This is a genomic window from Streptomyces sp. SGAir0957 (assembly GCF_043523415.1).
In genome coordinates, this window is the sequence record NZ_CP027293.1 from 2,163,502 (window position 1) to 2,176,525 (window position 13,024).

At 71.6% G+C, this 13,024-nt stretch carries 9 protein-coding genes; 5 read left to right on the plus strand and 4 right to left on the minus strand.

Annotated elements, in window-relative coordinates; translation table 11 throughout:
- Positions 1-119 precede the first annotated feature (119 nt).
- Both rsgA and C1N81_RS14675 read right to left on the minus strand, forming a co-directional pair.
- Positions 120-1,250 (minus strand): ribosome small subunit-dependent GTPase A, encoded by a 1,131-nt coding sequence (gene rsgA / locus C1N81_RS14670; RefSeq protein ID WP_394429258.1) that lies wholly within the window; start codon positions 1,248-1,250, stop codon positions 120-122.
- Between the two features lie 230 nt (positions 1,251-1,480).
- Complete coding sequence (locus C1N81_RS14675; protein ID WP_394429259.1) at positions 1,481-1,930, minus strand: Lrp/AsnC family transcriptional regulator; 450 nt, start codon at positions 1,928-1,930, stop codon at positions 1,481-1,483.
- Positions 1,931-2,066: 136 nt separating this feature from the next.
- Here C1N81_RS14675 and C1N81_RS14680 point away from each other — a divergent pair, with 136 nt between their 5' ends.
- Positions 2,067-3,104 (plus strand): asparaginase, encoded by a 1,038-nt coding sequence (locus C1N81_RS14680; RefSeq protein ID WP_394429260.1) that lies wholly within the window; start codon positions 2,067-2,069, stop codon positions 3,102-3,104.
- A 40-nt stretch (positions 3,105-3,144) separates the two neighbouring features.
- On the opposite strand, the gene C1N81_RS14685 is transcribed toward C1N81_RS14680, so the two are convergent.
- Positions 3,145-4,467 carry a radical SAM protein gene (locus C1N81_RS14685; RefSeq protein ID WP_394429261.1) on the minus strand — a complete coding sequence of 441 codons (1,323 nt, stop codon included), beginning with the start codon at positions 4,465-4,467 and terminating at the stop codon, positions 3,145-3,147.
- A gap of 161 nt (positions 4,468-4,628) precedes the next feature.
- Here C1N81_RS14685 and C1N81_RS14690 point away from each other — a divergent pair, with 161 nt between their 5' ends.
- The 3 genes from C1N81_RS14690 to C1N81_RS14700 all read left to right on the plus strand — a co-directional run bounded on the left by C1N81_RS14690 (position 4,629) and on the right by C1N81_RS14700 (position 10,977).
- Entirely contained in the window at positions 4,629-5,888 is a 1,260-nt protein-coding gene (locus C1N81_RS14690) for a D-arabinono-1,4-lactone oxidase (protein ID WP_394429262.1), read from the plus strand.
- Between the two features lie 166 nt (positions 5,889-6,054).
- Entirely contained in the window at positions 6,055-8,877 is a 2,823-nt protein-coding gene (locus C1N81_RS14695) for a glycoside hydrolase family 2 TIM barrel-domain containing protein (RefSeq protein WP_394429263.1), read from the plus strand.
- 57 nt (positions 8,878-8,934) lie between these two features.
- A complete protein-coding gene (locus tag C1N81_RS14700) occupies positions 8,935-10,977 on the plus strand; it encodes an NAD(+) synthase (RefSeq protein ID WP_394429264.1) in 2,043 nt (680 codons plus the stop codon).
- Between the two features lie 10 nt (positions 10,978-10,987).
- Here the strand turns inward: C1N81_RS14700 and C1N81_RS14705 are convergent, their stop codons facing one another.
- Complete coding sequence (locus C1N81_RS14705; RefSeq protein ID WP_394429265.1) at positions 10,988-11,968, minus strand: GlxA family transcriptional regulator; 981 nt, start codon at positions 11,966-11,968, stop codon at positions 10,988-10,990.
- A gap of 69 nt (positions 11,969-12,037) precedes the next feature.
- Between C1N81_RS14705 and C1N81_RS14710 the strand changes: the two genes are divergently transcribed.
- Complete coding sequence (locus C1N81_RS14710; RefSeq protein WP_394429266.1) at positions 12,038-13,003, plus strand: NADP-dependent oxidoreductase; 966 nt, start codon at positions 12,038-12,040, stop codon at positions 13,001-13,003.
- Positions 13,004-13,024: the final 21 nt, after the last annotated feature.

A 13,024-nucleotide genomic window follows, 5' to 3' on the forward strand; every position in this document is an offset into this window, starting at 1 on the left:
TCGTGCGGCCTCTCAGGGACGGGGAGGCGCGGCGAAGCCGCAGCCTCCAGGGGCGCGGGGAACTGCGCGACCAGCCACGACGGCGGGGCGGCCGACGGCGGGGCCCAGGCCCGCGGGGGCTACATGTGACGTCCCCGCTTGGCCTCGAGCGCCGCCCGGCCCTCGGCCCCCCTCCGCTTCCACACCTGCCGCATCTCACTCCGCAACCGCGCATCCGTCCGAGCGGCGAGCCGTTCGTTCTCCCGCAGCAGCTTGCGGTAGCTGTCGAGCCGCCGCTGATGAAGCCCCCCGTCGGCCAGCGCGGCGATCACCGCACAGCCGGGTTCCACCGTGTGCGCGCAGTCTTGGAAGCGGCAGTTCTCCGCGAGGGCCTGGATCTCGGAGAAGACCTGTCCGACGCCGGTCCCGGCGTCGTAGAGCCCGACACCGCGCAGCCCGGGCGTGTCGATGAGGACGCCGCCGCCGGGCAGGGCGAACAGGTTGCGGGTGGTCGTGGTGTGCCGCCCCTTGCCGTCGATGTCCCGGACGGCCTTGACCTCCATGAGGTCGGTGCCGAGCAGCGCGTTCGCGAGGGTGGATTTCCCGGCGCCGGACTGCCCGAGCAGCACGGACGTCCCCCCGGCGACGACGGCCCGCAGGACATCGGTGCCGTCGCCGTCGTGGGCGCTGACGGGCAGTACCTGGACTCCGGGCGCGCTGGTCTCGGTGTCGCGGACGAGGTAGGAGAGCGTGACGGGGTCGGGGACGAGGTCCGCTTTGGTGAGGACGACGAGCGGCTGGGCGCCGGATTCCCAGGCGAGTGCGAGGAACCGTTCGATGCGGCCGAGGTCGAGTTCGTCGGCGAGGGACACGGCGATGACCGCGTGGTCGACGTTGGCGGCGAGGATCTGCCCCTCGGACTGCTTGGAGGAGGTGGACCGCACGAACGCGGTGCGGCGCGGCAGGTACGCCTGGACGTAACGCGGGTCGCGGTCGTCGGGGTCGACGGCGGCCCAGTCACCGGTGCAGATGACCTTCATGGGGTCGCGCGGGACGACGTACTCGGTGTCGGCGTGCACGGTGCCCTGGGGGGTGATGAGGTCGCACCGCCCGCGGTCGACGCGCAGGACGCGGCCGGGCACGAGCCCGCGTGCGGCGTAGGGGGCGAACTCGGCGGCCCAGTGGCTGTCCCAGCCGTAGGGGGCGAGAACGGAGTGGCCGGAAGCCGAGTGGTCGGAAGCAGAGTGGTCGGAAGCAGAACCGAGAGACAAGGGGGAACCCTTCGAGGGCGGCCCCGGCAGCGCGGGAAAGCGACTCAGCCGGTGGCCATGGAGGTGGACGTGATGAACTCCGGGATGCGGGCAGCGCCCGTCGCAACGACAGTCATCGGATCAACACCTCCTGTTTGTGCTCTCAGTACGCGGTTCGTCCGGACGGCGAACGCCGAACGAGAACGACGGTAGCCGCGCCTCCCCCACCCCGCCACCCATTTACGTGGCGCTCAGACGGGCAGCCCCCGCGCCTCCTTCACCCGCTTCATGATGATCTGCGAGTTCACCTCGGTCACCCCGTCGAGCGTCGTGAGGCGCTCGATCCACAGGCGTTCGTACGCGGCGAGGTCCGCGACGGCGATGCGCAGGAGGCAACCGGGGCTGCCGAAGAGGCGGTAGGCCTCGATGACGTCGGGGATGTCCTGGAGGGCGCGTTCGAACGCCTCGACGGCCGCGCGGTCACGGCGCACCTCGATGGAGACGAGGACCTCGAAGCCGCGGCCGACGGCCTCGGGGTCGACGATCGCGCGGTAGCCGCGGATCACGCCGTCCTTCTCCAGCTGGCGGACGCGGCGCATACAGGGTGACGGGCTGAGGCCCACGCGCTGGGCCAGCTCCTGGTTGCTGAGGCGCCCGTCGCTTTGCAGCTCGCGCAAGATATTCAGGTCGATCGCGTCCATGACGCAATTGTGCGCCACGGATCGGGCGCTCACGGGCCATGATCCGCAATCCAATTGCGCCCTACACGATTTATCCTTGCGGGTGATCGAACGTGCGTACCCCGCGCGCGTACCCCCCACCCGCGAGGCAGCCCCCATGGAACGCATCCGCGCCCCCAAGCGCATCACCCTCATCAGCACCGGCGGCACCATCGCCAGCCGCTGGCAGGGCACCGGTTACGCCGCCGACGCCGGCGGGGACACCGTCCTGGCCAGCGCGGCCGTGCCGGACGGGGTGGCGGTCGAGGTCGTCGACCTGTTCAACGTGAACAGCTCGCGGATGACCAGCGAGCGGCAGCTGACCCTGCTGCGCACGGTGCGCCAGGTGCTCGCCGATCCGGACGTGGACGGCATCGTCGTCACGCACGGCACGGACACCCTGGAGGAGTCCGCGTTCCTGCTCGACCTGCACCACGACGACTCGCGCCCGGTCGTCCTCACGGGCGCGCAGAAGCCGCTCGGCGCCGCCGACGGCGACGGTCCGGGGAACATGTACGACGCGCTTCAGGTCGCCGCGTCCGTCCGGGACCTCGGCGTCCTGGTCGTCTTCGACGGGCGGGTGCACGCCGCGCGCGGCACGGTGAAGACGCAGACCCTCGCCGCGAACGCGTTCGCGGACCCGTCGGCCGGTCCGCTCGGCCGCCTCGGCTTCGGCCGGGTCGACATCAGGACCGAGGTCCACCGCCCGGCACCGCTGCCCGCACCGCACACCGACCCCGCACGGATACCGCGCGTCGACGTCGTCATGCACCACAGCGACGCCGACCCCGCGCTCTTCGAGGCCGCGCTCGCCGCGGGCGCGCAGGGCATCGTGCTGGTCGCGACCGGCGCGGGCAACGCGACCCCCGAGTTCGTCGACGCGGTGGCCGAGGCGGTGCGTCGCGGAGTTCTGGTCGCCGTCTCCACCCGGGTCCCGGCCGGGCCGCTCGCCGAGATCTACACGGGCGGCGGCGCCGTCGACCTCGTAGCGGCCGGAGCGGTGCTCTCGGGGACGCTCCGCGCGGGCCAGACCCGGATCGCCGTCCTGTCCGCGCTGCTCGCGGACGCCGCGCCCGCGTCCCGCCCCGACCTGCTGCGCAGGCTGATCGCCGCGCCGCTCACGCAGAGCGACGCGGCGGACGAGAAGGCCGCGTAAGGAGGCGGGGGCCTCAGACCTCCATTGAGCCTGGGGGTCCTCAGACCTCCACGGCCTCCTCGTTCGGTGCGAGGCTGTCCATGAAGGACGAGACGGAGAAGACGGCACGGCCCGCGCCCGACGGGCCGTAGCCGGGCGGGGACGACAGACCGAACTCGTCCATCGTCGAGCGGTACGCGTCGAGCAGCCGGATGTGGTACTCCAGCGGCGCGCCGTTCGGGTTCTCCTTGCCGAGCGGCGTCGTCGGCTCCGGGCACCACGTGGTGAAGCGCGGGGTGATGCCGTTCGACATGAAGAAGCGCAGGCCCTCCGTGGTGGAGGCGATGGCCTCGTCGACCGTCTTGAAGCCGAACGGCTCGGCCATCTCGACGCCCGCGACGAAGTTCGGGATCACGTTGCGCGCGCCGAACACGTCACGCGATTCGAGGATGCGCTTGTGCCACTCGTCGCGGCCGACGTAGCGCTCCTTGCCCGGGCAGTACATCTTGAACAGGTACTCGTCCCACACCTCGAAGTTGGGGTGGTAGATCTGGATGCCGTAGTCCTTGAAGCGCTGCACGTCGTCCTTGGGCAGCGCCTGGGCGACGACCTTGCCGATCCAGCGCCCGGGGAAGTGCTCCTCGATGGCCTTGGCGTAGCGCCCGTAGAAGTCGGCCTCGTCCAGGCCCTGCACCTTCGAGGTGATCGCGCCGCCGGTGAGGGTGTACGCGGTCGACGCCTTCGCGGTGTCGTACTGGTTGATGATGTCGAGGGCTTCGAGGACCTCGTCGACGTCCTTGACGCCCGTGTAGGGGCGGCCCGCCGCCTTGTGCTGGCGCCAGTTGTGGTTGATGTCGCAGTACTGGCACTCCTCCTTGGCGCCGAAGTACTGGCAGACGCGGAACGCGGTCAGGTAGATCAGGTAGCCCCACTGGATCGTCGGGGCCACCTCCATGACCGACTTCCCGTTGGAGAGCTTGTGCCGGTAGTACTCCGGCATGGGCGGCACGCCCACGTCGGCGATGCGCTTGCCGTCGAGGTAGAGGCCGAGCATGCCGTCCTCGCCGGCCGCCACACGGTACGGGGACGACGGGTTCACGCGGACGGAGACGACCGTGCGGCGCAGGTCGTAGGGGCCGCCGGTGAGGACGATCTCCTCGGGCGGGCGGCGCAGCGCGGCCTCGCCCAGCTCGGGCAGGGTGCCGTGGTCGAAGGAGAAGATGAAGTACGACTTCGGCTTGACCTCGCCGTCCTCGTTGTCGCTCAGCGCCGAGGGATCGAAGGCGAGACCGCCCCGCAGCAGGTCCTCCTTGAAGACCGCCTCTTTCGGAACGTGCGGGAAGCGCTCCATCAGGTCCTCTACCAGCGCCGTGCGGCTCTGCATCCCGTATCTCCTAGCTTCCGACGACGTGCTTGCTGCGACAGTCATACGCGTTTCCACGGTATGCCCCCGCTTGTCACGCAATCCGGCCGGGGTCCCGGTGTTCCCGGGCACGCGTGATCCAATCTGCGGAACGCCCTAGCATTCGAGAGAGGCAGCGCACCGTGTCCGACGCCGTAACCAACGCCGTGAGCAATTGGGCCCGCAACATCACCTTCTCCACCACCGAGCTGCACCGCCCCAGCTCCCTCGACGAGCTGCGCGCTCTCGTCACCAGAAGCGCGCACATACGGGTCCTCGGCAGCGGCCACTCCTTCAACCGGATCGCCGACGTGGACGCCGACCGGTCGGGCGCGCTCGTCTCGCTCGCGGATCTGCCCGGCGGCATCGAGATCGACGCGGAGAGGCGGACCGTACGGGTCGGCGGCGGCCTCCGCTACGCCGAGCTGGCGGCGGAGCTGCACGCGCACGGCCTCGCCCTGCCGAACATGGCGTCGCTCCCCCACATCTCGGTCGCCGGGTCCGTGGCGACGGGCACGCACGGCTCCGGGGTCGGCAACCGGTCCCTGGCGGAGGCGGTGCGGGCGGTGGAGATCCTGACGGCCGACGGCGGGACGGTGACGCTCGCGCGCGGCGACGAGGGGTTCGAGGGGGCGGTCGTCTCGCTCGGCGCGCTCGGCGTCGTCCTGTCGCTGACGCTCGACGTGGAGGCGTCCTTCGAGGTGGCGCAGCACGTGTTCCGTCGGCTGCCGCTGGAAGGGCTGGACTTCACGGCCGTCTCCTCGGCCGCGTACAGCGTGAGCATGTTCACGAAGTGGCGCGGCCCCCACTTCGACCAGGTATGGGTCAAGCGGCGGCTGCCCGAGCCGGTCGACTTCCCGTGGGCCGAGCCCGCCACGGAGGCGCAGCACCCCGTGCCGGGGATGGACGCGGTGCACTGCACCGAGCAGTTCGGCGTCCCCGGCCCCTGGCACGAACGCCTCCCGCACTTCCGCGCCGGTTTCATGCCCAGCAGCGGCGACGAACTCCAGTCGGAGTACCTGATGCCCCGCGAGCACGCCGAGGCCGCCCTCGCGGCGCTCGACGCGGTGAGCGAGCGGATCGCGCCGGTGCTCCAGGTCTGCGAGGTGCGGACGGTCGCGGCGGACCGGCAGTGGCTGAGCCCCGCGTACGGCAGGGACACGGTCGCCTTCCACTTCACGTGGGTGGCGGACACGGAGCGCGTGCTGCCCGTCGTCTCGCTCGTCGAGGACCGGCTGCGGGACTTCGCGCCGCGCCCGCACTGGGGCAAGGTGTTCACCGCCGCGCCGGACCAGGTGGCGGAGCGCTATCCGCACGCCGCCGACTTCGCGGCGCTCGTGCGGCGGCTCGACCCGCGCGGCGTGTTCAGCAACGCGTTCGTCCGGGCGCTGCTGCCGGGCTGAGCGAGGTGTGGGGCGGGCCAGGACTTTCGTGGGGCGGCTTGGACGGGCCGCCAGGACTTTCGGGTGAGTTGTTGGACTTTCGCCGCCCCTGGGTGGCCGCGCCCGGGAGGACTGGGTAACGCTTCCCCGACCGACCTCTCGGCCCCCGCCGCAAGGAGCCAGCCCCATGTCCTTCTCGTACGTCGAGGATGTCCTGCCCGGGAACGGAGCGCTGCCGCCGCGCGCCTGGTACGCGGAGTCCTCCGCCGCCGCCCTCTCCCTGAACGGGACCTGGCGGTTCCGCCTCGCGGAGACGGCCGACGCGCACGACGCGTCGTTCGCCGCCGAGGGCTACGACGCCGGGGAGTGGGCGCAGGTGACGGTGCCGGGCCACTGGGTGCTCCAGGGGCACGGCGCGCCCCTCTACACGAACCACCTCTACCCGTTCCCGGTCGATCCGCCGCACGTGCCGACCGAGAACCCGACCGGCGACCACCTGCGCACGTTCGACCTGCCGGACGACTGGCCCGCACAAGGAACGGCGACGCTCCGCTTCGACGGGGTCGAGTCCTGCGCGCGGGTGTGGCTGAACGGCACGGACATCGGCGAGTTCAGGGGCAGCCGCCTCCCGCACGAGTTCGCGGTCGGCCACCTGCTGCGGCCGACCGGGAACGTGCTCGCGGTCCGGGTCCACCAGTGGTCGGCCGGCTCGTACCTGGAGGACCAGGACCAGTGGTGGCTGCCGGGCATCTTCCGCGACGTGACGCTGCTGCACCGCCCGGCGGACTGCGCGCGCGACTTCTTCGTGCACGCGTCGTACGACCACACGGCCGGGACGGGGACGCTCCGCGTGGACAGCGACGTGGACGGGCGGGTCGCCGTGCCCGAGCTGGGGATCGACGCCGCGACGGGCGAGACGGTGACGCTCCAGGTCGAACCGTGGACGGCGGAGACGCCGCGCCTGTACGCGGGCACGCTGGACACGGGTGGGGAGCGCGTCCCGCTGCGGATCGGATTCCGCACGGTGAAACTCTCGGACGAGGACGGCCTGATCAAGGTCAACGGCGTGCCGGTCCTCTTCAAGGGCGTGAACCGGCACGAATGGCACCCCGAGCGCGGCCGCGCCCTCGACCTGGAGACGATGCGCCGCGACGTGGAGCTGATGAAGGCCCACAACATCAACGCGGTCCGCACCTCCCACTACCCGCCGCACCCCGCCTTCCTCGACCTGTGCGACGCGTACGGCCTCTGGGTCATCGACGAATGCGACCTGGAGACGCACGGCTTCACCGAACAGGGCTGGCGCGACAACCCCGTCGACGACGACCGCTGGACCCCCGCCCTCCTCGACCGCGCCGCCCGCATGGTCGAACGCGACAAGAACCATCCGTCGGTGGTGCTGTGGTCGCTCGGCAACGAGGCGGGCACGGGGCGCGGCCTGACGGCGATGGCCGAGTGGATCCGCGCCCGGGACCCGGAGCGCCTCATCCACTACGAAGGCGACGCCAACTGCCGTGACGTGGACGTCTATTCACGGATGTACGCGGATCACGCGGAGGTCCACCGGATCGCCATGGGCCTCGACGGCGGTACGGACAAGCGCCGGTCCCTCCCCTTCATCCTGTGCGAATACGCCCACGCGATGGGCAACGGCCCCGGCGGACTCGCCGACTACCAGAGCCTGTTCGAGGCCCACGACCGCCTCCAGGGCGCCTTCGTCTGGGAGTGGATCGACCACGGGATCGCCGACGAGCGCTACGGGTTCGCCTACGGCGGTGACTTCGGCGAGGAGTTGCACGACGGGAACTTCGTCTGCGACGGGCTCCTCTTCCCCGACCGGACCCCCTCCCCCGGCCTGCTGGAGTTCAAGAAGGTCATCGAGCCGGTGCGGTTCGAGATCGACGGGCCGGCGGGCACGGCGCGCGTCACCAACCGGTTCGACTTCCGCGACCTGTCGGGCCTGACCTTCACCTGGTCGTACGAAGAGGAGGACGAGGGCACCGTCGCGTCCGGGCCGCTGACGGTGCCCGCGCTCGGGCCAGGCGAGTCGACGACGCTGAAGCTGCCGCCGTACGGCGCCGGTTCCGCGACCGGGTGGACGCTGCGGGCTCTGGACGCGGAGGGCCACGAGGTGGCGTGGGGCCAGCCGGAGGTGGCCACGACCGTCGTACGGCTGGGGCGCTCCGTCGCGCGCCCGGTGCCCGGCCCCGGCCGGATCACGGTCGGGGCCGGCGTGTTCGACGCACGGACCGGCGCCGCGCTCTCGGTCGGCGGGGTCGGGGTGGTGGGCCCGCGCCTCGACGTGTGGCGGGCGCCCACCGACAACGACGACGGGGCGAGCTGGCAGCACGACGAGCGGCTCGGCCTGCTGTGGCGCCGCCTCGGCCTGCACCGCATGAGGCACCGGCTCGACGCGCTGGAGGTGACGGACGACGCGCTCACCGTGCGGGGCCGGGCGGCCCCGGCAGGGACCGACGTCGGACTACGCACCCTGTTCCGCTGGTCGGCCGACGAGGATCTGCTGCACCTTTCCGTTTCCGTGGTCCCCGAGGGCGACTGGCGCGTCCCGCTGCCCCGGCTCGGGGTACGGCTCGGGCTTCCGGGCGGCGCGGACGCGGTGCGCTGGTTCGGCGGCGGCCCCGGCGAGGCGTATCCGGACACGCGGGCGGCGTCCCGTATCGGCCGGTGGGAGTCGACGGTCGACGCGCTCCAGACTCCCTACGTGCGTCCGCAGGAGAACGGGGCGCGGGCGGACGTGCGGTGGGCGGAGATCGGCGGCCTGCGCATCGAGGGCTCCCCCGACTTCTACCTCACCGCCCGCCGCTGGACGACGGAACACCTGGACGCGGCCGACCACCTCACGGACCTCGTCCCCGGCGACACGGTGTGGCTGAACCTGGACCACGCCCAGCAGGGCATCGGCTCCCAGTCGTGCGGCCCGGGCGTGCTGCCGCAGTACCGTCTGACGCCGGGTCCTGCGGAGTTCACGTTCTCGTTCCGCGCGTGCTGAACCCGGTCCGGCCGGGCCCCGCGCGCACCCGTTCTGGCTGGTTGTCATGATGGAGGGGTGAACTTCCGGTCGATTTATGCTCATGGTTTCGCTCGTGTGGCCGCATGCACCGGCCAGACCTTCGTCGCGGACCCGCCCGCCAACGCCGAGGCGATCCTGCGCCAGGGGCGCAGATGTGCCGAGGAGGGGGTTGCCGTCGCGGTCTTTCCCGAGTTGGGGCTGACCGGGTACTCCATCGAGGACCTGTTCTTGCAGGACGCCGTGCTCGATGACGTGGAGCGGGCGCTCGCCGATGTGGTGGCGGGGTCGGCGGACCTGCTGACCGTTCTGGTCGTCGGGGCGCCGCTGCGGCACCGGGGGCGCGTCTACAACTGTGCCGTGGTCGTGCACAAGGGGCGGGTTCTCGGCGTCGCGCCGAAGTCGTACCTGCCGAACTACCGGGAGTTCTACGAGCGCCGCCAGCTCGCCCCGGGTGACGACGTCCGCGGGGCGACGATCCGGATCGGCGGGGAGGACGTCCCGTTCGGCGTCGATCTGCTGTTCGCGGCCGAGGACGTGCCGGGGCTCGTCGTGCACGTGGAGATCTGCGAGGACATGTGGATCCCGATCCCGCCGAGCGCCGAGGCGGCGCTGGCCGGAGCGACGGTGATCCTCAACCTCTCCGGCAGCCCCATCACCGTCGGGCGCGCCGACGACCGCAAGATGTTGTGCAGCGCCGCGTCCTCGCGGTATCTGTCCGCCTACGTCTATGCCGCCGCCGGGCTCGGTGAGTCCACCACCGATCTGTCCTGGGACGGACAGACGATGGTCTACGAGAACGGGGCGCTGCTCGCCGAGACCGAGCGGTTCCCGGACGGCGACCGCGCCTCGGTCGCCGACGTCGATCTGGATCTGCTGCGCCAGGAGCGGCAGCGGATGGGCACCTTCGACGAGAACCGGCGGACGCACTCCGCCCGCACGAATGATTTCCGTACGGTCGCCTTCCGGCTCGACCCGCCCGTCGAGAAGGATCTCGGGCTGTGCCGCCGCGTCGAGCGGTACCCGTTCGTGCCCGCCGACGCGCGGCGCCTCGCCCAGGACTGCTACGAGGCGTACAACATCCAGGTCGCCGGGTTGCGGCAGCGGCTCGGTGCGATCGGTGACCCGAAGGTCGTCATCGGGGTGTCGGGCGGTCTCGACTCCACGCACGCGCTCATCGTCGCCGCCCGCGCCATGGACCGCGCCGGCCGGCCCCGCAGCGACATCCTCGCCTTCACCATGCCGGGCTTCGCCACCGGTGACCACACCAAGAGCAATGCGCACAAGCTGATGAAGGCGCTCGGTGTCACCGCCGCCGAGCTGGACATCACGGACACCGCGCGGTTGATGCTGAAGGAGATGGACCACCCCTTCAGCGCCGGTGAGCCCGTCTACGACGTCACCTTCGAGAACGTGCAGGCCGGTCTGCGCACCGACTACCTGTTCCGTCTCGCCAACCAGCGGGGCGGCATCGTCCTCGGCACCGGCGACCTCTCCGAGCTGGCGCTCGGCTGGTGCACGTACGGCGTCGGCGACCAGATGAGCCATTACAACGTCAACGGCGGCGTGCCGAAGACGCTGATCCAGCACCTCATCCGGTGGGTCGTGAGCAGTGATCTCTTCGGGGAGGAGGCCGGGAAGATCCTGACGGCGATCCTCGACACGGAGATCAGCCCCGAGCTGGTGCCGGGTGAGGAGCTCCAGTCGACCGAATCGAAGATCGGCCCGTACGCGCTGCACGACTTCACCCTCTTCTACGTGCTGCGCCACGGCTTCCGGCCCTCGAAGATCGCGTTCCTGGCGTGGCACGCCTGGCGCGACAAGGACGCCGGGGAGTGGCCGCCCGGCTTCCCCGAGTCCGACCGCGGTTCCTACGACCTGGCGGAGATCCGGCACTGGCTGGAGTACTTCTGCAAGCGGTTCTTCGGGTTCGCGCAGTTCAAGCGGTCCGCGATGCCGAACGGGCCGAAGGTCTCCGCCGGTGGTTCGCTCTCGCCGCGCGGTGACTGGCGCGCCCCGTCGGACGGCAACGCGCGGGCGTGGCTGCGGGACATCGAGCGGTGGGAGTGGCCCGCGGAATAGCAGAACCGCCTCAGACGGGCGCCACCTCATTGCGGAACGTGCGGCGGTACGCGCGCGGCGACACCCCGATCGCCGCCTGCAGATGCTGCCGCAGCGACGTGCCCGTGGCGAAGCCGACCTCCGCCGCGATCCGGTCCACGGGCAGATCGGTGGATTCCAGGAGGTGGCGGGCGCGGTGCACGCGCTGCTGGATCAGCCAGCGGCCGGGGCTCGTGCCCGTCTCCTCCTGGAAGCGGCGGGCGAACGTGCGCTGGCTCATCCGGGCGTGCGCCGCCAGTTCCCGCAGGGCGAGCGGCTGGTCCAGGCGTTCCAGGGCCCAGGCGCGGGTGGCGGCGGTGCCGGTGTCGCCCTCCTCGGGGACGGGGTGCTCGATGTACTGGGCCTGGCCGCCGTCGCGCCACGGCGGGACGACACAGTGCCGGGCGACCCGGTTGGCGACCGCGCTGCCGTGGTCGGAGCGGACGACGTGCAGGCACGCGTCGACGCCGGACGCGGCGCCCGCCGAGGTGAGGACCGGGCCGTCGTCGATGAACAGCACGTCCGGGTTGAGGTCGACGTGCGGGAACAGGGCGCGGAAGTGGTCCGCGAGCGCCCAGTGCGTGGTCGCGGTGCGGCCCTCCAACAGGCCGGCCGCCGCGAGGGTGAACGCGCCCGTGCAGATGGAGACGATCCGCGTACCGGGGCGGACGCGGGCGAGCGCCGACCGCACCTCCTCGGGCAGCTCCGCACTCAGACGGCGTAGGTCGTAGGGAGGAACCACCACCGTGTCCGCGCTCTCCAGGGCCTCGGGGCCGTGCTCGACGGTGATCGTGAAATCCGCGTCCGTCCGGACCGTGCGCTGCTCCGACGCCGCGCACGTCATCACCTCGTACGCGCCCGGCACCAGCGGGAAGACCCGGTTCGGGATGCCCAGCTCGAAGGGGTAGACGCCGTCGAGCGCGAGGGTGACGACGCGGTGCGGGCGGCGGGGGGTCAACGGTTCGGAGCGCATGGCACGATGTTATCGGTTCATGGCAATCTTGCCATTGCCGAGGTCGGCGCCCCGGGGCAGGCTGGCCCCATGACCAGCAACGACACCACCGGCAAGACCATGACCGCCCTCACCCAGGACACCCTCGGCGACCCCGGCGTCCTGTACGAGGCCGAGCTGCCCCGCCCCGAACCCGGTATCGGCCAGATCCTGGTCGCCGTGCACGCCGCCGGGCTCAACCCGACCGACTGGAAGCACCGCGCGTCCGGCCTCTTCCTCGGCGAGCCGCCGTTCACGCTCGGCTGGGACGTCTCCGGCACCGTCGAGGCGGTCGGTCTCGGCGTCTCCCTCTTCTCCCCCGGCGACGAGGTCATGGGCATGCTGCCCTACCCGTACGGCGCCGGTTCGCACGCCGAGTACGTGGCCGGGCCCGCCCGCGCCTTCGTGCCCAAGCCCGCCGGGCTCGGCCACGTCGAGGCGGGCGCACTGCCGCTCGCCGCGCTGACCGCCTGGCAGGCGCTCGTCGACAACGCCCAAGTACAGCCGGGGCAGCGGGTGTTGGTGCACGCGGCCGCCGGTGGCGTCGGGCATCTCGCGGTGCAGATCGCGAAGGCGCGCGGCGCCTACGTCATCGGCACGGCCAGCGCCGCCAAGCACGACTTCGTGCGCGGCCTCGGCGCCGACGAGGTCATCGACTACCGCACCGCCGACTTCACGGAAGAGGCCCGCGACATCGACGTCGTGCTCGATTCCCTCGGCGGCGAGAACTGCCTGCGCTCCCTCGAAGTACTGAGGCCCGGGGGCATCCTCGTGTCGATCCTGCCCGACCAGTGGAGCCACGTACCGCCCAGGGCGGCCGAGTTGGGGGTGCGCGCCACCTTCATGCTGGTCGAGCACGACCAGGCGGGCATGGCGGCGGTCGCGGCGCTCGCCGAGTCGGGGCAGTTGCGGGCACACATCGCGCAGACGTACCCGCTCGCCGAGGCGGCCAAGGCGCACGCGGAGGGTGAGACGGGCCGCGTCACGGGCAAGCTCGTCTTCGACATCCGCCCGTAGCGCCGCCTCTGTCTCCGCCGG